We start from the raw sequence: 22,782 nt of genomic DNA on the forward strand, positions 1-22,782 counted from the left end.
TGGGCGGTGGTCAGCCAGGGCATGCGCTCGGTGAATCGCTGTGCTTCGCGCTGTGCGGCCTCGTATTGGGCCTGCAGCAGCAAAAACCCTTCGACGTCGTTGACGCCGGCCGCCACGGACCGTGGCGGCCGGTCCTTCATGGGTTCGTCGCTCATGCCGGGTCGGCCTCACTCACCGGTGGGGTCGATCGCGTCGCGCCGTCCGCTGTGTTCCTTCTGATCCAGCGCGGCGATCTGGGGGTGGTGCAGGTCGAAGGCGGGGGAATCGGAGCGGACCCTGGGCAGGGTGAGGAAGTTGTGGCGCGGCGGCGGGCAGGAGGTGGCCCACTCCAGCGAACGCCCGTAACCCCACGGGTCGTCCACCTCGACGCGCTTGCCGGACTTGGCGGTCTTCCACACGTTGTAAAGGAAGGGCAGGGTGGACAGGCCGAGAAGGAAGGCGCCGATGGAGGAAAGAGTGTTCAGGGCGGTGAAGCCGTCCACCGCCAGATAGTCGGCGTAGCGGCGGGGCATTCCCTCCGCACCGAGCCAGTGCTGCACCAGGAACGTCATGTGAAAACCGACGAACAGCGTCCAGAAATGGATCTTCCCCAGACGTTCGTCGAGCATCGTGCCCGTCATCTTCGGCCACCAGAAGTGGAATCCGGCGAACATGGCGAACACGATCGTGCCGAACAGCACGTAGTGGAAGTGCGCCACGACGAAATAGGTGTCGGTGACGTGCCAGTCCAGCGGAGGCGACCCAAGGATGACGCCGGTCAGCCCGCCGAACAGGAACGTCACCAGGAAACCGGTCGCCCACAGCATGGGGGTCTCGAAACTGAGCGAACCCCGCCAGATCGTGCCGATCCAGTTGAAGAACTTCACCCCCGTCGGCACCGCGATCAGGTACGTCATGAAGGAGAAGAACGGCAGCAGCACCGCCCCGGTGGCGAACATGTGGTGCGCCCACACCGTCGCCGACAGGCCCGTGATCGCGATGGTCGCGCCGACCAGCCCCATGTAGCCGAAAATCGGCTTGCGGGAGAAGACCGGCAGGATCTCGGTGACCACGCCGAAGAACGGCAGGGCCAGGATGTATACCTCGGGATGGCCGAAGAACCAGAACAGGTGCTGCCACAAAATGGCTCCCCCGTTCTCGGCCTGGAAGACCTGGGCACCGAAGCGGCGGTCGGCCTCCAGCACCAGCAGCGCCGCCGCCAGCACCGGGAACGCCAGCAGCACCAGGACCGAGGTCAGCAGCACGTTCCAGGTGAAGATCGGCATCCGGAACATGGTCATACCGGGAGCGCGCATGCAGATGATGGTGGTGATGAAGTTGACCGCACCGAGGATCGTGCCGAACCCGGACAACGCCAGCCCCATAATCCACATATCGCCGCCGACATACGGGGACCGCTCCCCACCGCTCAGGGGGGTATAGGCCGTCCATCCGAAGTCCGCCGTGCCCTGCGGCGTCAACAGGCTGCCGATGACGATGAGCCCGCCGAACAGGAAGAGCCAGTACGCCAGCATGTTCAGCCGCGGGAACGCCACGTCCGGGGCCCCGATCTGCAACGGCATGATCGCGTTCGCGAAGCCGGCGAAGGTCGGCGTGGCAAACAGCAGCAGCATCATCGTGCCGTGCAGTGTGAACGTCTGGTTGTACTGCTCCGTGGAGAGGATCTGCAGTCCCGGCCGCGCCAGTTCAGCGCGCAGCAGCAGCGCCAGCACACCCGCGAACAGGAAGTACGCGAACGACGTGATCAGGTACAGGTGCCCGATCTTCTTATGATCCGTGGTGGTCAACCAGACCACGACGATGCGGCCCTTACCGCGCCGCCCCTCGGTCGGCACCAACGTGGCCGACTCCGTATCCGCAGTCACCAGCAACCTCCGTCAAAAACTGCGCCCCATCAGGAATATTCAGTCCCTAACGTCCCGGATATGAATCAAAGGTGCACGCTCATCCGTCCGCGGAACCACTCGTGTCGAAAGCGGGGTTCCCAGACGCGCTCATTCCCTGGCCAAGCCCGTCGCCCGGATGGGTGTGTCAATTTAACGGCTGATCTTGGTTGTTGATGGTCAGTTGTTGCTCGGGGTCAGGCGTCCCTCGAAGGCGATCTGGAACGCGTTGAGGGGTGCTTTCCAGCGCATGGTCCACCGCCTGCGGCCCTTCCCGGTCGGGTCCAGGCTCATCAGCGCCATGTAGATGCACTTGAGGGCGGCGGCCTCGTTGGGGGAGTGCCCGCGGGCGCGAACAGCTCGGCGGATGCGTGCGTTGACGCTCTCGATCGCGTTCGTGCTGCAGATGACCTTTCGGATCTCGACGTCGAAGGAGAGGAAGGGCACGAACTCTGCCCAGGCGTCGGACCACAGCTTCACGATCGCCGGATACTTCCGGCCCCACGCCTCCTGGAACTCCAGGAAGCGTTCCGTGGCTGCGTCCTCGCCGGGTGCGGTGTAGACGGGCTTGAGAGCCTTGGCGACCTTGTCCCAGTCCTGACGGGCGGCGTAACGGAACGAGTTCCGCAGCAGATGCACCACACACGTCTGGACGATCGTGCGAGGCCAGACGGCCTCCACGGCTTCGGGCAAACCCTTGAGCCCGTCACAGACCAGCATGAGCACGTCGTCCAGGCCACGGTTCTTGAGCTCGGTGAACACGTGCAGCCAGTACTTCGCTCCCTCGCCGCCGTCGCCGGCCCAGATGCCGAGGATGTCGCGGGTGCCGTCCACGGTCACGGCCATCACCACGTAGATCGGACGGTTCGCGACCTTCCCGTCTCTGATCTTGACGTTGATCGCATCGACGAACAAAACGGGGTAAACGCGGTCGAGCGGCCGGTTCTGCCATTCGGCCATGCCCTCCATCACCTTGTCGGTGATGGAGGAGATGGTCTGCTTGGACACCTCGGCCCCGTAGACCTCGGCCAGGTGGGCGGCGATCTCGCCGTGCGTGAGCCCCTTCGCGGACAACGACAGAACCATCTCGTCGACCCCGGTCAGCCGGCGCTGCCGCTTCCTGATGATCTGTGGCTCAAACGTGCCCGACACGTCACGCGGGACCTTGATCTCGACCGGCCCGACGTCGGTCAGCACAGTCTTGGCCCGGCCCCCGTTGCGGGAGTTGCCACTGCCCCGGCCGGCTGAGTCGTGCTTCTCGTAGCCGAGGTGATCAGTGATCTAACCTTCCAGGGCGGACTCCAGGACCCGCTTGGTCAGCTGCTGCAGCAGCCCGCCCTGCCCGGTCAGCTGCAGTCCCTCTGAGCGAGCCCGCTCCACCAGCATTGCCACCAACTGCTCGTCCGACACGGGCACAGGCGGCCCGGACAAGTCCTTCTCGACAGGCTCCACGGTCTCCAACTCCACGGCGGTCTCAGTCACTTGACGTCTCTCCCATGATCGTCGGATCCGCCGTTAGATTTACACTCCCGGCTCCTTACGAGCGGCACACCCGTTGTCTGCTCAGATTCCTCCGGAAGTCCGGGCGGGCTTGATGCTGCAATGGAGCGTGACCGCCCGAGACAGATTCCGGCGTGTGTCCTGACGGGGCAGGGATGGTGCCGGCAGTTATGCGGGAGTGGCGTCGGCTGTGGTGATGGCGGTATCGATGCGGGCGTGAACAACCAGGCCTCTGCCCTGAGCCTGCAGAGTGCGGCGGACGGAGGCGTTGGGCGTCGCCACCGACATCAGAACATTGACCTGCCGGCACCTGTGGTGCGCCTCCACAACGGCTTCGATCATCGCATCGGTCACCACGGCACCGAGAACGATGACCGCAGGCGTGGGGGCATGCACATGGACCAGGTCACTGATCAGACTCGCCAAATTGTGCAGCTGTGGACCGGGCTCATCGTCAAGGGTGAGGACGAGCACGCCGTTCTCAAGCGCGTGGTCCACCACGGTCCTCCCCCGTCCCGGGGATCGGATCATTTGCGCGCGAATTCGCCCGGAATGCTGGACTCGGGGAAGCTCCATGAAACTCCCAGATCGCCTCTTCCAGGGCCACACGAAGACCCAGATCGCGTTCGACGGCGGGCGCCCAGCCAGTGAGCAGTTCCGCGGCACGGCCCAGCGCGGTATCCGCGCGCCGAGAGGCCTCAGACAGGACTGTTCCCACCGGAATGAACCGCCCCAGGGCCAGCACTGCGATTCTCGTATGCTCCACCGCGGTGTGCCGGTCCCCGCGACTCTGCAGCTGCCTGGCCAGCACTACCTGCTCATTTTCCGCGCAGGCCACAGACTGATCGCTGGCCCCGAAGGCCAGTAACTGACGCATCTGCGCCCACCCCCTTTGCGTAGTTGATTCGCCGATCACTGGGACAGAGCCGCTTTACGTACACGGGCGCAGCTACGAGAGATGAGGCGGGAGACGTGCATCTGTGAAATGCCGAGCTTCTCGCCGATGCGGGCTTGTGTCATGTCCTCGAAGAAGCGCAAATACAGGACGGTCCGTTCCCGTTCGGGGAGCCGATGCAGTTCCTTCTTGGCTGCCTCGCGGTCCACGATGGTGTCGAAGGAGGAGTCGGCGGCACTCAGGGTGTCGCCGAGGCTGTATCCGTCCTCGCTGGGGCCCATCTGCGCGTCGAGGGAGAGGGCGCTGAAGCTCTCCATGGCTTCCAGTCCGGTGTTTACTTCTTCTTCCGTCAGGCGGGTGTGGGCTGCGATCTCGGTAGGGGTCGGATCGGCGGCGCCGGGGCGCTGGCTCAGTTCCCGGCGGGCGATGCGTACGCGGTTGCGCAGGTCCTGCACCCGGCGCGGGACGCGTACGGCCCACATCCGGTCCCGGAAGTCGCGTTTCACCTCGCCTGTGATGGTCGGGACCGCGTAGCTCTCGAAGGCGCCGCGGGACGGGTCGAAGCCGTCGACGGCCTTCACCAGGCCAAGGGCCGCGACTTGGCGCAGGTCCTCGATGGCTTCGCCGCGGCCACGGAACCGGCTGGCGATCCGGTGGGCCATGGGCAGCCAGGTGCTCACCAGTTCGTTGCGCAGCGCGTCCCGTTCCGGCCCGTCGTCCAGCTCCGACATCTCGACGAAGAGCCCGAGAGTGTCGGGTGAGTTGTCGTAGCCGCGGTCTACGGAGGCAGGTGGAGCGCTGTGAGGTTTGGAGGCGTTGTCGGTGTGCGGGCGGCGAGGGGACATCTCGGTCTGCACGCGGGGGTCCCTCCTGGACGGCGCGTCCGGACCGCCGCCAGAAACTGTGGAGGCGGGCTCGAACGAGAGTGATGGGACATGCCGTACAGAGAAGAGCTACACAGACCACCAGCGAAGGCTGCGGGCCGCGCGGCATATCTCCGCTGGGCGCGCGCCTCCGGTCCGAAGCACACAACCCCGCCTGCCCCGCGCCCTCACCCACAAACCCTGCCGTTCAGCGACCTGTATCCGTTCCCGACACCAGGGCCGCCTGTTCGAGTGCTGGGCTATCGGCCGCCTTTCCTGGCGCGACTGGCCAGCGTCGGCCATGTCTATTCAGCCGGTGGCCGTCTCTGACCAGTGCGCATCCCAACTTCGCGCCACGGGAGCTGGCAGGGTCGGGCGCCAGTCCCCCGGGCCGCGATCGGGGGAATCGATCATGTGGCGCAAACCAGCGGACGCACCGCCTACCAACGCGAACTCGACCTTGTCCTCACTCGAACGACCTCCTCGCATCGCCGATCGCCCTGCCCGGCGACACGATGAAGGCGGAGCGGCTCCCATCCCCACGCGCGGGTCGCTTCCGTTGCCGTTCAACGCTCCGCCCGGTTTGCAGGGCGGTGTGCTGAACAGGGCGCCGCGCACTGGTTCATGCGCGCAACAGTGAGGGGCCCGGCAGCCGACTCCGGGCCCCTCGCGTCGTTTCCCAGGACCCAGTTGCCGCCTGGTCGCGGAGCTCGTCGGCCGTGGCTGGCTCAGTGCAGATGGGGGAGGATCCGGGTGCGGTAGAAGTCGAAGAAGCCTTCCTGATCAGGTCCGATCTGATTGACATAGACCTCGTCGAAGCCGGCATCGGCGAATTGCGATACGGCGCCCAGGTGCGCGTCCCTGTCGTCGCCGCAGATGACTGCGTCGGCCATCATCTCCTCCGTGACCAGGGTGGAAGCCTGCTCGAAGTGGGCAGGAGTGGGCAGGATCTGCGCCAGTTCGCCGGGGAGCTGCTGGTTGGGCCACAGCCGGTGGACGGTCTTGATGGCCTGTGCCCGGTCCGCAGCCCAGCAGACCTTCACTCCCCCGATGACGGGCTTCTGGCCGCCTCCGGCCCGGCGGAACTGCCCGACCAGGCCCTCGTCCGGGCTCATCGTCACGAACCCGTCGCCGATTCGGCCGGCCAGCTCGGCGGCGCGCGGCCCGAAGCCGGATACGTAGAGCGGCGGCGGCTCGGCCGGCAGCGTGTAGAGGCGGGCGTTCTCCACTGTGTAGTGCCGGCCCTTGTGTGTGGTCTGTTCGCCGGTGAACAGCCTCCGCAACAGCTGCACCGCTTCTTCCAGCATGTCCATGCGCTCAGACGCCTCGGGCCAGGGGTCCCCCAGGATGTGCTCGTTGAGTGCTTCACCGGTGCCCAGGCCGAACCGGAAGCGGCCCCCCGTCAGCACGGCTGCGGTAGCTGCGGCCTGTGCGTTGATGGCTGGATGCATCCGCACAGTGGGACAGGTGACCAGCGTCGTGATCGGCAGCGAACACACTTGGGACAGCGCACCGATCATCGACCACACAAAGGAGCTCTCGCCTTGCTCGTCGTTCCACGGGTGAAAGTGGTCGGAAATCGCCAGCGCCGTGAATCCGGCCTGCTCCGCAGCCCGCGCTTGAGCGATCAGTTCTGCCGGGGTGAACTCCTCCGACGAGAGGAAGTAGCCGTACGTAGTCATGGGCGCCCCTCACCTGATGATCGGGCAGTGCTGAGCGGCGAGTACCCAGCACCTGCCCCCGTGAACGCACAGTGATCCGGGCGCGCCAGTCCGCTTGACCCTCCGCCCCCCTACTGATCAGTCCGGCAGTCTGCTGCTCAAGGCCGTGAGCTGGGGTATTCGGCGGCAAATGACGAGATTCAGCCCTCCGGGGCGTAAAGAGCAAGACGATGTCGACGGTGTGCCGACTCCTGAGGAGGCGGGGCCCGGGCCCGAGGTGGAGGAGCGGGCGCCGGATGCGCCGACACAACTACCCCGGCAGGCGTGGGGCAAGGTGTTCACCGGAAGCCTGGGCTCTGGAACCAGCCGTGGTTCTTGCACCCTACGAGACGAACAGGCTTGCCAGGATCGGTAAATAAGAACGTGACAGCGTCAAAAGCCGCTCAAACGAGCGATCCGGACACTGGCAGCGCAGTCGGAAAATTCCAGTTTCAGCAGGTGGTGGGCGGCAGACTCGTTCGCCAGTTCACAGTCGGGCGGCCTGACTTGGTGGTAGAAGTGCGGAAGGCGGTGTTGCGAGATCCGGGCGAAGACCCGCCCCTGGCACTGCGGGCACGTCAGCTCCATGCCCGTGACACGGTGGACATCCGACCACGCGCGGCCGCACCCCAGGTCCTCCAGCGACGCGTCGATCCGTCCCCACTGCGGATGCACCGCGGTGTACCCCCCATCGCGTCCCCTCCGTCGCGTCGCTGTCTTCAGCTAAGCGTCTCGGCACGGACAGGTCGCGTCGGCCGATTCGGTGTATTTGGCGGGACGCGACCCACGCTCCAGCGCGCGGAGGCGCCTCACGTGGCTCACAGCCCGCCAGCGCCAGTGCTAGGCCTTCTCTTTCGGATCTCTTTCACGGGCGTGCGATAGGTTGCCCGCCATGACTGAGTTAGGTCCCGTCGCCTGGCCACCTGCCCCGATACGGACCGGACGGCTTGTGCTCCGCGAGTCCGAGGCCCGCGACCGCGTGGTGTTCATCGAGCTGTTCGCCTCGCCAGAGGTGGGCACCTTCATCGGTGGCCCGCGACCGCGTGATGAGCTCAAGCGCACGGCACCTGAGGTACCCGGGCGGCGCCCTGGCTTTTTCGTGATCGATCTCGACGGAGTGATGATCGGCATGATCACGCTCGATCGGCGCGACGCAGAGCGTCCAGGTCACGTTCGTCCGGATGCGGGAGAGGCCGAACTCGGCTACATGTTCCTGCCGGAAGCGTGGGGATGCGGGTACGCCGCCGAGGCGTGCGCGGCGGCACTCGACTGGTTCGCCGACGCCCTCCCCAGCGAGCCGGTGGTGCTCTGCACTCAGACCGCCAACGACCGCTCGATGCGCCTCGCGGCCAAGCTGGGGTTCACCGAGGTGGAGCGGTTCGAGGAGTACGGCGCCGAGCAGTGGTTCGGCGTGTGGTCCTCGGTCACGCCGTCCGGTTGACCTAGCTAGTGCTCTGACCGTGATGGTTCACCGGGTCGCGCTTGGCGGTGAGGGGCTGTGGGCCGGTTGGATGTGGGGACACATCCAATCCAGTGCGTGGAGGCGTGGTGGCAGAGCCGGTCAAAGTCCGCAGACTGACCGACCAGGAGGGGCAGCGGCTGCAGCAGATCGTGCGGCGGGGCAGCACCAGCTCGGTGCGCTACCGGGGCGCGATGATGCTGTTGGCCTCTGCCGGCGGGAACCGCGTGCCGGTGATCGCCCAGCTGGTGGCGGCCGACGAGGACACGGTGCGCGATGTCATTCACCGCTTCAACGAGATCGGCCTGGCCTGCTTGGACCCTCAGTGGGCGGGAGGCCGTCCCCGCCAACTCAGTCCTGAGGACGAGGACTTCGTCGTTCAGACGGCCACCACCCGCCCGGCCAGCTCGCCCAGCCCGTCACCCGCTGGTCGATCCGTAAGCTCGCCGCATACCTCCGCAGAGTCCACGGGCGGGTGATCCGCATCGGCCGTGAGGCCCTGCGCTGCCTGCTCGCCCGACGCGGCATCACTTTCCAGCGGACCAAGACCTGGGAAGGAGTCCACCGATCCTGACCGCGATGCCAAGCTGGACCGGATCGAGCACGTTCTGGACCGCTTCCCTGACCGCGTTTTCGCGTTCGACGAGTTCGGGCCGCTCGGAATACGCCCGACCGGCGGATCCTGCTGGGCCGAACAGGGTCGGCCCGACCGGGTCCCGGCGACCTACCACCGCACCCACGGCGTGACCTACTTCCACGGCTGCTATTCCATCGGCGACGACTCCCTCTGGGGCGTCAACCGCCGCCGCAAGGGCGCCGCCAACAGCCTGGCCGCGCTCAGGTCCATCCGCGCCGCCCGCCCCGACGGCGCCCCGATCTACGTGATCATGGACAACCTCTCCGCCCACAAGGGCGCCAAGATCCGCCGGTGGGCGTGGAAGAACAACGTCGAGCTGTGCTTCACCCCGACGAACGCCTCCTGGGCCAATCCGATCGAGGCGCACTTCGGGCCGCTGCGGCAGTTCACCCTGGCCAACTCGAACCACCCCAACCACACCGTGCAGACCCGCGAGCTGCACCGCCACCTGCGCTGGCGCAATGCCAATGCCCGCCACCCCGACGTCCTGGCCGCCCAACGCCGCGAACGAGCCCGTATCCGCAGCGAGAAGGGCCTCCGCTGGGGCGGCCGACCGCTGGCAGCGGCCTAAGGTTTCTCCGCCACAGCGGTCTACCCGGCCATCTCCTCGGGAGAAAGACGAGTGATCTTCTTTCCCGCTTCGGTCTCGACCAGGGTCAACGCGCCAATCCAGTTCCCGTCTTCGGGATACTCCCAATTGGCCGCGTCTTCGAGAATCGCCGGAAGCTGATCACGAGGCACCAGCTCGCCGGGCTGGAAGCCGTTCTCCCCGGCGGGGGAGGTCCACGGCGCGAGTCGGCGGACCTCGATCCACCCACGATCGACGAGAGCGAGCAAGATTCCCGCCAGCTCGTTGACCGGTCGGGACTGGTCGGCTTCGTCGAGATCGCCCCAGACACCAGGCAGGATGTCGATCTCATAGGAATTGACCATGAAGGCTTCTTCAGACTTGGTCAATGTGTCCCACTCTTGCTTGCTCACTCAGCAATCGTCGCAGAGCCGGGGGCACGGCAGGCTCCCTACACCGCTGACCAGACCATCCCAACTCGCAGCTCACCCTGACCCGGTGAACCTTCGCGGTCACAGCACTAGACGTGTGCGGAGACTCGAAGCGCCGACGCACTGCCGGGTGGAATGTGCGCATAGGGTCGCGGGAGCAGGTACCGACTAGGTACCATCCCGGTATGCCATCACTGAATGTGACCTTCACCGACGACGAGATGGAAGCTGTGCGCGCTTCCGCGGCAGCCGAAGGCAAGAGTCTCAAGCAGTACCTGCACGATCTTGGTGTTCGCGAGGGGCAGCGCCAACGGTTCGTGAGTGGCGCTGTTCGATGGGCGGACAGGCTGCGCGAAGAGTTCGACGAGGCGTTCCCCGACGAGGTTCCCCCCGCGTACCGCGATCGAGGCGCTGCCGCCGCCTGATGATCTTGTACATCGATGTCGCGTGGCTGCTGGACGTCCAGGAGGCCGCGCTCGGCCACGACGACGTGGCGGTGGCCGACTACTCGGCCCTTGTCGCGGCCGTCGCACGCCACAAGACGCGCATGCCGACGCTCGCCACATCCGACCCTGACACTGCATGGCGCGCGGCCGCGCTTATGCACACCCTCGTGCGTCTCGAGCCGCTCCCCCACCGAAACAGCCTCTTCGCCGCGTTCGTCACCGCCCAGTACATGGATCAGTCAGGAGAAGGGATCGACCCTCCCTACGGAGCTCTGCCTGAACTGATCCGTAAGGTCCGTGAGACTCGGCTGAGCATTTTCGCCATTGCGGACATCCTCCGGTCCTGGCGGCTCTGACGCCGGCAACGGAGCAGGCGCACATCACTTCCGAATGGATACGAACCAACCGGAGACCTGTCCCGTAAAGGATCTTCGGGCGAGTGCGGATGACCGGCGTTCGGTCCGCTTGTCCATCCGGCGAGGGTGAGATTGTGCAGGCGAGCGATGCCGCTCATCTCGTGGTGGCCTCCGTCGCCACCCAGGCCCTGCTCTGCCTCGCCAGGCGACGAGCCGACGTCCTCTTCGCCATGCGCCGCGACGGAACCTTCTATGAATCCCGGCCCGCCACCTCAGGCTGATTCTCCTCGGGCACGCCACACATCGGGCAGTCCCATTCGTCGAGACAGTCGATCACGACAGGGTGATTACAGAAGACGCACGGACGCATGCCCTCATCAGCTGATTCCTGCCCACGCGCTTCATCACTCATGGCAGGCAGAGTGCCAGACGGCCTCCTGCCCGGCACCCGCCACCTTGACCAAACACATAGGGGCACCCCACGGGAGGCCATGCGGCTGCCTCGCCTCAGGCCTGAGGCGGCTGCTCAGGAGACTCCCGAAGGATGGCGACACGCCTGAGGCAACCCCACGAGCCGGCGAGGCACAACAGCGTGATGCCTACGTCGCCGCTGAGCGTTGCAACATCGGAATAGTGGGCGATGCGCCGAAGGCCAGCCAGGGCAAGGCCGCCAAGGACGGCGGCGAGCAGGTACCAGACAGCCTTCATGGAGAGCCCCCAGATGTGCGTGGTGAAGGCGTCAACGTAGCGGCGTCGGCAGCTGGCCGTCAGACCTTTGGCAGTTCACCTGGCTTCGCCTCGATGATCTCCACGTGGGTGGCGTCGCCGGCTTCGAGGCGTGCCTTCCGGTCCTCGGCGCTGGCTTTGTCGTAGGCGACGGCTGCCGCGCGCGGGGTGCCGTCGGGGTCGGTCCAGGTGAGCCCAAAGTTCTGCATCGTGATCGCCATGGGGACATCATCGCTGGTCGGACCCACAGTGGCCCGCGTGCGACCGTCGGGCCGCCGCCATAGCCTGGCGGTGAGGCGGCCCACCACGGAGGACTCTGCATGCCCCGCACCATCTGGTCCGGCGCCATCAGCTTTGGCCTGGTCACTTCTCTGAACTAGGGCCTCTCTAACGGTGTGTCATTGAGGGGCTCGTGGCGGGGGGTCGATGGATCAGCGCGCCGACGCGCGGACAGGACGCCACCCTGGAGCGGCTCCGCGTCGACCGACAGCTCGAAGAGGCCATGGTCCAGGGCCCTAACCCACTCCACCTTGCCGAGGTCTTCGGCCTCGACGAGAAAACCCGCATGCGCTACGCGGACTCCGCACGAGCCATCCTGGAACAGGCCGCTGAACAGCACCTTCGATGAAATCTGGTCGACCTGGACGCACCGTGAAGGAATCATGGGCGAGTGACGTCGGCTGAAGCAGCAGCAATCGCTCTACAGGACCATGCCGCTCTCTGGGACATGGGGGAAATCCGCGCAAGCGACGTGGTGAATGCCGCCTGTGATGCGCTCGTCGCTGGACTCGACACCCCCGGCCGTAGAATGCTCGCCGCCTGCGCGCGTCGAGGCGGACTACGACGTCCACGACCTGCTTCCCGCAGCACTCGACGAACTCGGCCTCGCCTTCTATCCGGTCGGCAGCGAGGCCGGTCAGGAAGCCGCCGCCCGAACCCTCGCACGCCGCATGCTCGCCGGAGAGCTCACGCCTTGGGAGTTCACCTTCCGGTTCGTCAGCCACGGACATGAGCTGCCTCTAACCGAGCGCCTCGCTGCGAGTACGACATCCTCGGATACGACGACAGAACCGTGGACCAGGTCGATGCCGAGGTGACCATCGAAGCCCGCCGCCTCGCCGCCCACCCCACGGTTCCCGCCGAACCCATCGATTCGCCCAGCTGATGCACACGGACCGACCCGCAAGTTCCCGCTGAACAGACTTCGGTTTGCCTGAACCCACGGGCCTCACTGGCCTCGGGACATCGGTACAGCCGTTGGCGCTGAGAACGACCGCGGTCGGCTAGCTGTACACAGCGATCAGTGTTCTCGGGGCAGTTTGGGCAAGCCTGCTGTACGGACTCGTGGCGTGACTACGGTCCGCCGTGTGCCGGTGGAATTCCTGCCTGATGAGCAGGCCAATGCGTACGGAACCTTCAAGAAGAACAACGGCTCGCCCCTGTGTGGCGGTGGAGTCGGGGCCGGGCGCGGGTCAGGTTGTCGAAGAACACGACGATCTCGGGATGGTTTCCGCTGGTTCGTTCCGGGAGGATTGGTGTTGCCGGATAAGTCTGCTGCCAACGGGGTGGAGAAGAGGGGGATTCTGGTGGGCAACGCAAACGGTTCGGATCAGGAGTGGATGGATCTGGCGGACGCGATCGCGCTGCTGCGGGATCAGGTCGCCGAGGCGCAGGACCGGATTGCTCGCCCTGCGGGCACAGGACAGCGGGGGGTGCTGTTCACGATGGGGGAGATCACTTTGGACCTCGGCCTGGAGCTGACCGGCACCAAGGGCGTCGACGGCGGTCTGCGATGGAGCGTGATCAGCTTGGGCGCGAAGAAGGAAAGCGGCAGCAAGGCCACCCACACGGTGAGCGTGAAGCTGACCCCGCATCGGCCTGACGGCGGTGACATCGACGTCAGCGACGAGGTATAGACCTGCTGGCGGGTACTGCAGGCATCGGCGAGGCAGCGGGGAGCAGCTGATGGAGTTGGACCGGCGAGTGCAGATCCGGGTGAACCGGCTCGTGAAGGGGGTGAGAAACAAGGGGTTCGGATCGGGCTACCTGGTCGCGCCGCGGCTGGTGCTGACCGCCGCCCACGTCCTAGACCACATGGACCCGGACGCCGACGGCCCGGTGATGGTGACCCTTCCCGACACCAGCGAGCAGCTGTTCCTTGCGGTGGTGCGCTGGCAGCGCAAGGACGCCAGCATGGACGCCGCGCTGATAGAGATCACAGAAGACCCCTGCTGGCAGGTCCCGCAGTCCCTAGGTGACATGCTCACCCGACCGCCCCAGCGCTACGGCCTTATCATCGGAAACCGCCCTCAGCCGGTCGCCGCGACCGGCTTCCCCCGCATGCAAAAGGACATCGCCGACGGTCGGCGCGGGGACGAGCAGTTGTTCGGCGATATCGCCCCGGGCACCGGCTCTCTGGCGGGCCGCTACGAACTCATCGGCAAAAACCCCACGTTCGCGGCGGCAGACGTCGCTGGTAGCGGGAGTCGCTGGTCGGGCATGTCGGGCGCCGCCGTCCTCACCGTCGACAACGACGGCGACGACCTGTTGTGCGGCGTCGTGCGCCGCGACCGTCAGGCCGATGCCGGAGGCACCCGCCTGACCGCAACTCCCGCAGCCCGCCTCCTCGCCGACGAAACCTTCCGCACGCTCATCACCGAGCACACCGGCTGGGAACCCGCCCTCGAACCGGTCGAACCCATCCGCCTGCTCAAGCCTGCCGCCGTCGACCGCAACCTTTCCTCCCCCGCCGCTCTGCTGCGTGCCGACGCCGAAGCCGTCGCCTTTCACGACCGCGACAGTGAACTCGCCGACCTGCAGGCATGGTGCGAGAACGGCACGCCTGCCATCCAGGTACGTGTGCTGACCGGTCCCGGAGGACAGGGCAAGACCCGCCTCGCTCGCCGCCTCACCGAAACCCTCGGTTGGCGCGGCTGGGTCACCGGACACCTGAGCTCCGACCTCACCGACGACCCCGCTCCGGTCGCCGTCCCACCCGACTTCACCACCCTGTCCACCTCTCTGAACCTGCTCCTGGTCGTCGACTACGCGGAGACCCGCCCTCGCCTGCTCTCCAGCCTCATCACCAACCTGCACCGCTCCCGCCAACGCGTGCGCGTGCTGCTGCTCGCTCGCTCCGACGGCCCATGGCGCACCAGCTCCCTCGCGAAGGTTCCCGCTGTGCGGGAACTTCTCAAAAGGGCCCCGGTCGTCCCGCTCGCCCCGCTCACTCCGACGAGCCGGCCCGCCCGGGCCCGGCACGATGCCTTCCACGAGGCGGCCCACGACCTCGCCCGCCTCCTCCCGCTGCTTGACCTGCCCGCACACGACTGGACTTCCCTCGCCGCCGAGCTCCGACCCCCTGCGGACCTGCACGACTACCGCTACGACAACGTCCTCACGCTGCAGATGACCGCCCTGGTCTCCCTCTTGCAGCACGGACCCCGCCCAGTCGACACATCGCCCGATACCACGCTGGAGAGCACCCTCCTCCTACATGAGGAGCGCTTCTGGGAAGAGAGCGCGAAAGGGGCCGCTTACAAGCTCGACCTGCCGACTTCCACCCTGGCAGCTGCCGTGGCCGTGGCTGCCCTGTGCGGAGCTGGCACGGAGAAGGAGGCAGTGGACGTCATCACGACCCTGCCCGGCCTGCCCGCCCATCAGACGAAGTTCGCCGCAAAGTGGCTCGCCTCCCTGTACCCAGCCGACGGCGGCCGCTACTGGGGCTCCCTTCAACCCGACCGCATCGCCGAGTACCACGCCTCCAGCACCCTCGCTGAAGGCGACTTCACGCTGCCTGCTCTGCTCGGTGCGGCAGCCTCTGGACAGCAGGCTCAGCTCATCATCGTCCTGGCCCGTGCCGCCATCGCTCACTACAACGCCGGCCGCGCCACAGACAGCGAAGACGTCCTGCACACGCTAGACACGGCTCTGGACACCGCCTCCCTCGCCTACCAAGTCGTCCAGACTGCGGCAGAGGCACTCCCCTCCCCGTCCCGCATCACCAGCTCCCTTGCCCTTCGCCTCACCACTGCCCTCACGCGCGCCTACCAGCAACTTGCGGCGGACAGCCCCGCCGCCTACGAACCCAACCTCGCCGCCTCGCTGACCAACCTCGGCGCTAATCTGTCGGCGGTGGGGCGCCGAGATGAGGCTCTGGCCGCCACCGAAAGGGCGGTGGAGATCCGGCGTCGGCTCGCGACGGAGAACCCGGCCGCCTACGAGCCCGACCTCGTGCACTCGCTGACCAACCTCGGCGTTGATCTGTCGGCGGCGGGGCGCCGGAGTGAGGCCCTGGCTGCCGCCGAGGAGGCGGTGGAGATCCGGCGCCGGCTCGCGACGGAGAACCCGGCCGCCTACGAGCCCGACCTCGCCACCTCGCTGAGCAACCTCGGCATTCGGTTGGCGGAGGCAGGGCGCCGAGGTAAGGCTCTGGCCGCCACCGAGGAGGCGGTGGAGATCCAGCGCCGGCTCGCGACGGAGAACCCGGCCGCCTACGAGCCCGACCTCGCCACCTCGCTGACCAACCTCAGCATCGAGTTGGCGGAAGCGGGCCGCCTGGACGAGACGCTCGCCGCCGCCGAGGAGGCGGTGGAGATCCAGCGCCGGCTCGCGACGGAGAACCCGGCCGCCTATGAGCCCGCCCTCGCCGCCTGGCTGACCAACCTCGGCGCTGATTTTGCGGAGGCGGAGCGCTGGGATAAGGCTCTGAACGCCGCCGAAGAGGCCGTGGAGATCTACCGTAGGCTCGCGGTGGAAGATCCGGCCGCCTATGAGCCCGCCCTCGCTACCTCGCTGACCAACCTCGGCGCTGATTTTTCAGGGGCTGGTGATTTTCTCGGGGCGCTACGCGCGACGGGCGAGGCGGAGGAGATATACCGTCGGCTCGCGGTGGGCGATCCGGCTGCCTATGAGCCCGCCCTCGCTACCTCGCTGACCAAACTCGGCGCCCATTTTGCGGGGGCTGGTGATTTTTCCGCGGCGCTATGCGTGACAGGAGAGGCTATAGAGCTTTACCGCCCATACCTTGCCACAATGCCGTCCGTGCTCCCGCGACTGCATGAGGTTCTGGGCCTCCAAGCAGCTCTGCTTGAGGGGCTCGGGCGTCAGGCGGAGGCAGAGACAGTCCGTCGCTGGCTCAGGGAGAATTCACTCCGGCCCGATTCCCACAATTGACGACACCGAGGTCATCTTCACCGTTCACGAGCTCAAGCGCCTGGCCCGCAACGCGGCCGAACTGAAAACGCTGTCGACCGAGCGGCAGGCCCCGGCATCCAGTTCGAACTCCTCACCGAACCGTCCACCGCGATCTACGACCCCTATGGCATGGGCGCGATGTTCTTCGCCGTGCTCGCCGTCGCCGGGCAGATCGAGCACAACCGGGAGACGACTCTCGAAGGCCAGGTCACCGCTGCGAAGAAGGGCAACCACGGCGGACGTCCCAAGGTCAGACGTTCCGGAGAACGAGAGCCGCTCCGACTGCCGCCTCGGTACTGTGCCTTCGCATGACCGACACCGAGATCGAGATCACCGCAGACCTGGTCCGTGACCTGCTGAATGAGCAACATCCAGACCTTGCAGGGCTGGCCATCCGCGAGGTGGCAGGCGGCTGGGGCAACCAAATGTGGCGACTTGGGGACGAGTTGGCCGTGCGCATGCAGCGCATGGACCCTACCGGGGAACCCCAGCTGAAGGAGCGGCGGTGGCTGCCCGTGCTGGCCCCGCGCCTGCCGCTCCCGGTGCCGACCCCGGTGCGGTTCGGCGAACCATCCGGGCGCCGCCCTCCGCCTCTCAGCTGCGCGCCATCCCGGTATCGCGACTGCAAGGCGGCAGACCCCGCGCTAGAGGTGGGCGATGCGGCTGTGCGGGGCTCGGTGTGCGCGCCGGTCCGGCAGGGGGCCGCCGATCAGGATGAGGCGGGTCGCGCGGTGGCGCTGGCCGGTGTAGAGCTCGAGGAGTTCCCTATTGAATGAGCGTGTTGAAGGCGCTCTGGAGGGACACACTCGGTGACGTCCTGGCGGATGACATCGGCGGTCGGCGGGCCGGAGGCTGCTGCTCACCGTGCTGGGCGACCAGTCCTCCTGGACCCAGAAGACCATCCCCCTGCGCTCGCCGCCGAGCTCAAGCCGGTTGGTGGGCAGGTGCTCGCGTCGTGGCCACAGCGACTCCAGTCGAGCCTGTCGGCCGGAGCAACCTGGTCCTCGAACGAAGACCTCGTCAGGACGCTCGCGCCGGTCAGGTGCCGATCGGCGCGAGCGTGCTGCCAGTTGTACCGGTGTTCACCGAGGCCGGCATGCGTGTCGAGGGGCGGAGGCCCGGTGCCGTAGAGGCCGTCCCGTCCTCCGAGGCTGGTTCGGCATGTCCGGGGCGGTCAGGGCTTTGCCAGGGCAGTTCGAAGAGCGTCCAGGGCGGCGGTGCGGAAAGCGGTCATCGAAGGTGCTTTACCGTCGAGCAAGGCATCAGCACCGTGGTACATGCCTGGTTCGAGCCGCAGCTCGCAGGCGACGCCGGCCTCGCTCAGGCGTCGGGCGTAGTCGACGTCTTCGTCGTGGAACAGGTCGAGGTCGCCCACGCCGATCCACGCGGGCGGCAGCCCGGCGAGGTTCTTACGCCTTGCCGCCGCAATGTAGGGGCGATCGTCGCGGTCCTGTGGCGGGCGGCCGAGGTAGGAGGTCCAGGCAAAGCGGTTGGAGTCCGGGGTCCAGGTGTAGAGGGCGCTGTTCGGTGGGTCGACGCGTAGAGCCGTGCGGTCGTCGAGCATGGGATAGAGGAGGAGTTGGAACCGGACCGGCACTCTCGAATCGTGGGCGCGCTGGACGACGGCGGCGGCGAGTCCGCCTCCGGCGCTTTCGCCGCCGACGGCGATGCGTGCGGGATCGATGCCGAGGGCGGCGGCACTGGCGTGAAGCCAGCGGAGCGCACCGATGCAGTCGTCCAGAGCTGCGGGGTACGGATTTTCGGGTGCGAGGCGGTAGTCGACGCTGACGACCAGAGCGCCGAGTTCGTCGGCAACGCGGCTGCACCAGGTGTTCTCCTGCTGAGCGGCACCCATGACGGTTCCTCCGCCGTGGATCCAGAGCAGTGCGGCGCGTGGCGCTTGGCCTGATGGTGCCTGGTAGGTGAGCACCTCGACGGAGGGGTCGTCGGTCGTGGCCGGCAGTGTGCGCTGCTCGATGCGGACGCCGGGCCTGGAGGCGGCTCCCGCCAAGGGCACGACGCGGCGTGCGATGGCCAGAGTGACCGGGTTGCTGAAGTTCAGCGGGAGGAAGAGCACGGGGTGCCGCAGCTCGCGGGGGACTGCCGCCAGAGCGCGGCGACGTGCGCTGATCGCTGCGGCAGCGCCGAGAGTTGCTGCGGCGCCCAGGCCGCTGAGAACGCGTCGGAGTGTCATGTACTGCACGCCTTTCGTTCGGGTGGTCGCGGTTCTCGGCTTCAAGGGGTGGCGCCTTGCCGGTCGGCCGCACCTTCCAGGTCGGGCAGTGGCTGCCGGCAGATCTCGGCCTTGCCGCCGGGAAGGCCGAACATCCGCAGCAGATCCTCGGCGACATGGTCGGCCGCTTCGGCGTCGTCGCGATCTGGGTTGCCGTGCAGGAGTCGGCCGAGGCGGGGCCACGCCCGCGACGAGGGCTTCCGCTTGACACGACCACCTTATCGGTAACAGTGTAGCCATTATGAATACCTGGTCTGAGCCCCAGCCCGATTCCCGGTTCGTCGAGGTGGACGGCCTGCGGATCCACTACAAGCGCGCCGGGCACGGCCCGGTACTCGTGCTGCTGCACGGCAGTGCCTCGTCCCTGCAGCACTTCGACCGCGCGACGGACCTGCTGTCGGATTCGTTCGACGTCATCCGTCCCGACCTGCCGGGGTTCGGACTGACGGGCCCGCGCAAGGACCGCGACTACCGGATCCCGGCGTACGCCGCGACGGTGGCGGGCTTCGCGGAGGTGCTGGGCGTGCCGCGCTACGCGTTGGCCGGCAATTCCCTGGGCGGCAACATCGCCTGGAACGTTGCGCTGGATCATCCGGAGCGGCTGACCGGCCTGGTGCTGGTCAATGCCACCGGCTACCCGGAGAAGACGGTGCCCGCGGGGATGCGCCTGACTCGCAACCCGCTGGTGCGGCCCCTGCTGAGGCGGGTGATGCCGCGCGGGGCCATCGAGCGCAGCCTGCGGGAGGCCGTCGGGCCGCGTTCGCAGATCGTGGACGACGTCATGGTGGACCGCGCCTATCAGCTCATGAGCCGCACCGGTAACCGGTCGGCCTTCGTCGACTTCTGCAACACCGGCCAGCCGGATCGAAGCGCGCAGATCCCCCGCATCACGGTGCCCACGCTAGTGCTGCGCAGCGCGAGCATCGACGGCCAGCACTTCGCCCGCGACATCCCCGGCGCCCAGGAGCTCGTCCACCCCCACGGCGGCCATCTGCTGCCGGAGGAGAAACCGCAGTGGGTCGCGGACGCGATCGCGAAGTTCCTCGGCTCCCGCGCCGGCACCCCCGCGAACTGAGGGCAAGGAGACCCTGCCATGAAGTACTTCGTCGCCCCGGGCGAGGACCGCAAGCTCACCGCCGACTCGCGCAAGGAACTACGCGGCAGTTTCGTCGAGCTGTCCGCCGGCGTCACCCACTACGAGTTGACGGGGCCCGAGGCTGGGGACGTGGTCCTGATGGCGGGCGGTCTGACCATCCCGCTGTCCTACTGGGACGGCCTCGTCAGCGAGCTGCACGCCCACGGGCTGCGCACGCTGACCTGCAGCGCCTACGGCCGCGGCTACTCCGACCGGGTACAGGCGCGATACGACGAGACGCTGTTCACGCGCCAGCTGGCCGAGCTGACGGACCGGCTCGGCCTGACGGCGCGGCCCCTGCACCTGGTCGGCACATCCATGGGCGCACTCGTCGCCATGACGTACGCCGCCCAGTACCGCTCATCGCTGTCCACGCTCACCATCGTCGGACCCGCCGGTCTTGCGAAACCGCGGTTGGCCTCCCCCGACCGGCTGCTGCGCAGCGACCTGCTGGCCGGAGTGGTCGCCCGCCGTCGCGGCCTTCAGCTGCTCCAGGGGCACCTCGGGCACAATGTCCGGGACCCTGAGCTCGGCGCGAAGTTGACCGAGATGGTCCTCGGCACCCTCCGCTTCGAGGGCTCGCTGTACGCGGTCTTCGACACCCTGCAGCACCTGCCTCTCGCCGGCCGTGACGACCTCTTCCGGCGGACGGGGGCGCTGGGCATTCCGACGCTGCTGCTGTGGGGCGACGAGGACACCGTCACGCCGCCGGTGCACTTCGACGCGGCGCGCGCCCTGCTGAAGCCCCAGAAACATCACGTCATCACCAAGTGCGGGCACATGGCCCCGTTCGAACGGCCTCGCGACGTCGCCGATCAGCTCGTCTCGTTCGTGTCCGCACGCACCGAAAGGCTCGACTCATGAACAACCCGCAGACCATCGACGTACTGATCGTCGGCGCCGGCCCCTCGGGCTCCGCCCTGGCGATCGACCTCGTACGCCGTGGACTCGACGTCCGGATCGTCGACAGGTCCCCCCACGCTTTCGACGGCTCGCGCGCCAAGGGCATCCAGCCCCGCAGCCTCGAAGTCCTCGAAGACCTAGGCGCTCTCGACGACGTGCTGGCCGGCGGCGACCTCTATCCCAAGCTCGGGCTCCATGCCGGACCCCTCGGCATGCCGTGGAGGATGTTCCCCACCATAGAGGCAACCCCGGACGTCCCGTACCCGAACACCTGGCTGATCCCGCAGTTCCGCACGGACCGCGCCCTGCACGCCCGGCTCGGTGAGCTCGGCCGCGAGGTCGAGTTCGGCAAGGAACTGACCGAGCTGACGCAGGACGAGGACACGGTGCTCGCCAAGGTGGTGGGCGCGGACGGGGTCGAGGAGGTCGTCGCCCGCTACGCCGTGGGGGCCGACGGCGGCTCCAGTGCGGTGCGCAAGCAGCTCGACATCGGTTTCGCCGGGACGACGGACGAGTCCGACCGCGTGCTGATCGTGGATGCCTCCGTCAGCGGCCTGGCCCGCAACCGGTGGCACATGTGGCCCGGCCTCGGCGGCAAGCTCATCGCCGCCTGCCCGCTCCCCGGCAGCGACATGTTCCAGTGGATGATCCGGCTCACGCCCGACGAGGTGCCGCCCCAGGAGATCGGCGCCATTATTGACCGGATCCACTCCCACACCCGCAACCGGCACATCCAGCTGCACGAGATCCACTGGAAGTCCGTGTTCCGGCCCAATATCCGTCTTGCGGAGCACTACGGTCGCGGACGCGTCTTCCTCGTCGGCGACGCGGCGCACGTCCACACCCCGGCCGGTGCCCAGGGCTTGAACACCGGCATGCAGGACGGCTACAACCTCGGCTGGAAGCTCGGCCAGGTCCTCGCCGGAGCCGACCCGGCCCTGCTGGGCACCTACGAGGCCGAGCGGCAGCCGATCGCCGCCGGGGTCCTGGGACTGTCCACGGAGAAGTGGGGCGGCATCGCCAAGCTCGACCCCTCCAGCATGAAGCGCGGCAAGGACGAGCAGCAGCTCGCCCTGACCTACTACGGCGGCCCGCTCGGCCCCGCCGACGGCGACAGCAGCGACACCGGCACGCTGCACGTGGGCGACCGCGCCCCGGACGCTCGACTGCTCGGCGCCGAGGGCGCCGAGACCCGCCTGTTCAACCTTTTCCAGGGACCGCACTTCACCGCCATCGCCTACGGCCCCGGCGCCGCCCGGGACCTCGAACTCCTCGACTGGCCGACGACGGGCGCCCAGCTGAAGCGGCTGACCGTCGGATCGGCCGCGGGCGACGGCCGCGCCTTCTCCGACCACGGCAACACGCTGCGCAGTGCCTACGGCCTGACCGGCAACACGGTGCTGCTGATCCGCCCCGACGGCTACATCGGGCACATCGCCACCCGGGACTTCCGCACCACTACGCAGGCCGCCGTGCGGGCGATGACGCCGCCGACAAAGAGCCGCACCATGCCCTAGCCGCGCCACACCTAACCCGGTCCGGGGTCCCTGCATGAGCCGCACACTGCTGGGCGGGGCGCACGACGGCACGATGACGCCGCACCGGTCGGACACCGAGGTCGTCGACTTCTCCGACCGCGTCATCATCGGCCAGCCTGCGCGGGAACGGCTGTTGCGCGACGCCCCGAAGCACCATCCCGAGCCAGGGTGCCGCCGACGTCACGGCCAGCGAGCAGCAGGAACTCCCAGGCTCCGGTGCCGGGGCGGGGCACCCTGTGCGACGAATGCACAAGAGTGGACCGTCGCCGACAAGCCCTGACCTGATCGACCAAATCGCCCGTTTGGACGCCGC

At 67.5% G+C, this 22,782-nt stretch carries 20 protein-coding genes and 3 pseudogenes; 15 read left to right on the forward strand and 8 right to left on the reverse strand.

The window, feature by feature from the left end:
* Window positions 1–167: 167 nt before the first annotated feature.
* The 5 genes and pseudogenes from ctaD to ACFXGX_RS24585 form a co-directional block, all read right to left on the reverse strand.
* Window positions 168–1,835, reverse strand: a complete 1,668-nt coding sequence (ctaD, locus tag ACFXGX_RS24565) for a cytochrome c oxidase subunit I (protein WP_384795034.1) — start codon at window positions 1,833–1,835, stop codon at window positions 168–170.
* Between the two features lie 228 nt (window positions 1,836–2,063).
* Window positions 2,064–3,269 (reverse strand): annotated as a pseudogene (locus tag ACFXGX_RS24570) (IS256 family transposase).
* A gap of 282 nt (window positions 3,270–3,551) precedes the next feature.
* The gene (locus ACFXGX_RS24575; RefSeq protein ID WP_384794936.1) at window positions 3,552–3,881 is read right to left on the reverse strand and encodes a hypothetical protein; all 330 of its coding nucleotides are present in this window, start codon (window positions 3,879–3,881) and stop codon (window positions 3,552–3,554) included.
* A gap of 414 nt (window positions 3,882–4,295) precedes the next feature.
* Window positions 4,296–5,135, reverse strand: a complete 840-nt coding sequence (locus ACFXGX_RS24580) for a SigB/SigF/SigG family RNA polymerase sigma factor (protein ID WP_384794938.1) — start codon at window positions 5,133–5,135, stop codon at window positions 4,296–4,298.
* 734 nt (window positions 5,136–5,869) lie between these two features.
* Entirely contained in the window at window positions 5,870–6,823 is a 954-nt protein-coding gene (locus tag ACFXGX_RS24585; RefSeq protein ID WP_384794940.1) for a TIGR03557 family F420-dependent LLM class oxidoreductase, read from the reverse strand.
* 910 nt (window positions 6,824–7,733) lie between these two features.
* Between ACFXGX_RS24585 and ACFXGX_RS24590 the strand changes: the two genes are divergently transcribed.
* Both ACFXGX_RS24590 and ACFXGX_RS24595 read left to right on the forward strand, forming a co-directional pair.
* Window positions 7,734–8,282, forward strand: a complete 549-nt coding sequence (locus tag ACFXGX_RS24590) for a GNAT family N-acetyltransferase (protein ID WP_384794942.1) — start codon at window positions 7,734–7,736, stop codon at window positions 8,280–8,282.
* A gap of 107 nt (window positions 8,283–8,389) precedes the next feature.
* A pseudogene (locus ACFXGX_RS24595) lies at window positions 8,390–9,508 on the forward strand (IS630 family transposase).
* Window positions 9,509–9,528: 20 nt separating this feature from the next.
* Here the strand turns inward: ACFXGX_RS24595 and ACFXGX_RS24600 are convergent.
* Complete coding sequence (locus tag ACFXGX_RS24600; RefSeq protein WP_384794944.1) at window positions 9,529–9,918, reverse strand: hypothetical protein; 390 nt, start codon at window positions 9,916–9,918, stop codon at window positions 9,529–9,531.
* A 203-nt stretch (window positions 9,919–10,121) separates the two neighbouring features.
* Between ACFXGX_RS24600 and ACFXGX_RS24605 the strand changes: the two genes are divergently transcribed.
* The 3 genes from ACFXGX_RS24605 (at window position 10,122) to ACFXGX_RS24615 (ending at window position 11,019) form a co-directional block, all read left to right on the forward strand.
* Window positions 10,122–10,361: a hypothetical protein gene (locus ACFXGX_RS24605; protein WP_384794946.1), complete on the forward strand. Its 240-nt coding sequence runs from the start codon at window positions 10,122–10,124 to the stop codon at window positions 10,359–10,361.
* Window positions 10,361–10,738, forward strand: a complete 378-nt coding sequence (locus tag ACFXGX_RS24610; protein WP_384794948.1) for a toxin Doc — start codon at window positions 10,361–10,363, stop codon at window positions 10,736–10,738. Before ACFXGX_RS24605 ends, ACFXGX_RS24610 begins: the two co-directional genes overlap by 1 nt.
* Window positions 10,739–10,872: 134 nt before the next feature.
* A complete protein-coding gene (locus ACFXGX_RS24615; protein WP_384795042.1) occupies window positions 10,873–11,019 on the forward strand; it encodes a hypothetical protein in 147 nt (48 codons plus the stop codon).
* Window positions 11,020–11,505: 486 nt separating this feature from the next.
* Here ACFXGX_RS24615 and ACFXGX_RS24620 read toward each other — a convergent pair whose 3' ends face one another.
* Window positions 11,506–11,685: a hypothetical protein gene (locus ACFXGX_RS24620; protein ID WP_384794950.1), complete on the reverse strand. Its 180-nt coding sequence runs from the start codon at window positions 11,683–11,685 to the stop codon at window positions 11,506–11,508.
* A gap of 191 nt (window positions 11,686–11,876) precedes the next feature.
* Between ACFXGX_RS24620 and ACFXGX_RS24625 the strand changes: the two genes are divergently transcribed.
* The 6 genes and pseudogenes from ACFXGX_RS24625 to ACFXGX_RS24650 all read left to right on the forward strand — a co-directional run.
* Complete coding sequence (locus ACFXGX_RS24625; protein WP_384794952.1) at window positions 11,877–12,092, forward strand: hypothetical protein; 216 nt, start codon at window positions 11,877–11,879, stop codon at window positions 12,090–12,092.
* A 139-nt stretch (window positions 12,093–12,231) separates the two neighbouring features.
* Window positions 12,232–12,561, forward strand: coding sequence for a hypothetical protein (locus tag ACFXGX_RS24630; protein ID WP_384794954.1), 330 nt, complete (start codon window positions 12,232–12,234; stop codon window positions 12,559–12,561).
* Window positions 12,562–12,831: 270 nt separating this feature from the next.
* Window positions 12,832–13,380: a trypco2 family protein gene (locus tag ACFXGX_RS24635; RefSeq protein ID WP_384794956.1), complete on the forward strand. Its 549-nt coding sequence runs from the start codon at window positions 12,832–12,834 to the stop codon at window positions 13,378–13,380.
* 49 nt (window positions 13,381–13,429) lie between these two features.
* Complete coding sequence (locus ACFXGX_RS24640; RefSeq protein ID WP_384794958.1) at window positions 13,430–16,639, forward strand: tetratricopeptide repeat protein; 3,210 nt, start codon at window positions 13,430–13,432, stop codon at window positions 16,637–16,639.
* Window positions 16,640–16,789: 150 nt separating this feature from the next.
* The gene (locus ACFXGX_RS24645; RefSeq protein WP_384794960.1) at window positions 16,790–16,972 is read left to right on the forward strand and encodes a hypothetical protein; all 183 of its coding nucleotides are present in this window, start codon (window positions 16,790–16,792) and stop codon (window positions 16,970–16,972) included.
* Window positions 16,969–17,247: pseudogene (locus tag ACFXGX_RS24650) on the forward strand (phosphotransferase); the annotation flags it as partial. The gene ACFXGX_RS24645 and the pseudogene ACFXGX_RS24650, both read left to right, overlap by 4 nt.
* 587 nt (window positions 17,248–17,834) lie before the next feature.
* Here ACFXGX_RS24650 and ACFXGX_RS24655 read toward each other — a convergent pair.
* Window positions 17,835–18,854 (reverse strand): alpha/beta hydrolase, encoded by a 1,020-nt coding sequence (locus ACFXGX_RS24655; RefSeq protein ID WP_384794962.1) that lies wholly within the window; start codon window positions 18,852–18,854, stop codon window positions 17,835–17,837.
* Between the two features lie 56 nt (window positions 18,855–18,910).
* Here ACFXGX_RS24655 and ACFXGX_RS24660 point away from each other — a divergent pair, with 56 nt between their 5' ends.
* From ACFXGX_RS24660 to ACFXGX_RS24675, 4 genes are read left to right on the forward strand one after another with little or no spacing between them, the layout of a single operon-like run.
* On the forward strand, window positions 18,911–19,129 hold the full coding sequence (locus ACFXGX_RS24660; RefSeq protein WP_384794964.1) for a hypothetical protein: 219 nt from the start codon (window positions 18,911–18,913) through the stop codon (window positions 19,127–19,129).
* Between the two features lie 5 nt (window positions 19,130–19,134).
* The gene (locus ACFXGX_RS24665; protein ID WP_384794966.1) at window positions 19,135–19,968 is read left to right on the forward strand and encodes an alpha/beta fold hydrolase; all 834 of its coding nucleotides are present in this window, start codon (window positions 19,135–19,137) and stop codon (window positions 19,966–19,968) included.
* Between the two features lie 18 nt (window positions 19,969–19,986).
* Entirely contained in the window at window positions 19,987–20,892 is a 906-nt protein-coding gene (locus ACFXGX_RS24670) for an alpha/beta fold hydrolase (RefSeq protein WP_384794968.1), read from the forward strand.
* Window positions 20,889–22,448, forward strand: coding sequence for an FAD-dependent oxidoreductase (locus tag ACFXGX_RS24675; protein WP_384794970.1), 1,560 nt, complete (start codon window positions 20,889–20,891; stop codon window positions 22,446–22,448). The genes ACFXGX_RS24670 and ACFXGX_RS24675 overlap by 4 nt, the downstream gene beginning before the upstream one ends.
* Window positions 22,449–22,782 lie beyond the last annotated feature (334 nt).

It is taken from the genome of Streptomyces sp. NPDC059371 (assembly GCF_042751995.1).
GTDB lineage: Bacteria > Actinomycetota > Actinomycetes > Streptomycetales > Streptomycetaceae > Streptomyces.

Excerpts from the sequence above, each read along its gene's own strand:
- ACFXGX_RS24640 (WP_384794958.1), top strand. The coding sequence starts at position 13,430 with ATGGAGTTGGACCGGCGAGTGCAGATCCGGGTGAACCGGCTCGTGAAG.
- ACFXGX_RS24590 (WP_384794942.1), top strand. The coding sequence starts at position 7,734 with ATGACTGAGTTAGGTCCCGTCGCCTGGCCACCTGCCCCGATACGGACC.
- ACFXGX_RS24620 (WP_384794950.1), bottom strand. The coding sequence starts at position 11,685 with ATGGCGATCACGATGCAGAACTTTGGGCTCACCTGGACCGACCCCGAC.
- ACFXGX_RS24665 (WP_384794966.1), top strand. The coding sequence starts at position 19,135 with ATGAATACCTGGTCTGAGCCCCAGCCCGATTCCCGGTTCGTCGAGGTG.
- ACFXGX_RS24605 (WP_384794946.1), top strand. The coding sequence starts at position 10,122 with ATGCCATCACTGAATGTGACCTTCACCGACGACGAGATGGAAGCTGTG.
- ACFXGX_RS24645 (WP_384794960.1), top strand. The coding sequence starts at position 16,790 with ATGGGCGCGATGTTCTTCGCCGTGCTCGCCGTCGCCGGGCAGATCGAG.
- ACFXGX_RS24610 (WP_384794948.1), top strand. The coding sequence starts at position 10,361 with ATGATCTTGTACATCGATGTCGCGTGGCTGCTGGACGTCCAGGAGGCC.
- ACFXGX_RS24670 (WP_384794968.1), top strand. The coding sequence starts at position 19,987 with ATGAAGTACTTCGTCGCCCCGGGCGAGGACCGCAAGCTCACCGCCGAC.
- ACFXGX_RS24655 (WP_384794962.1), bottom strand. The coding sequence starts at position 18,854 with ATGACACTCCGACGCGTTCTCAGCGGCCTGGGCGCCGCAGCAACTCTC.
- ACFXGX_RS24585 (WP_384794940.1), bottom strand. The coding sequence starts at position 6,823 with ATGACTACGTACGGCTACTTCCTCTCGTCGGAGGAGTTCACCCCGGCA.
- ACFXGX_RS24675 (WP_384794970.1), top strand. The coding sequence starts at position 20,889 with ATGAACAACCCGCAGACCATCGACGTACTGATCGTCGGCGCCGGCCCC.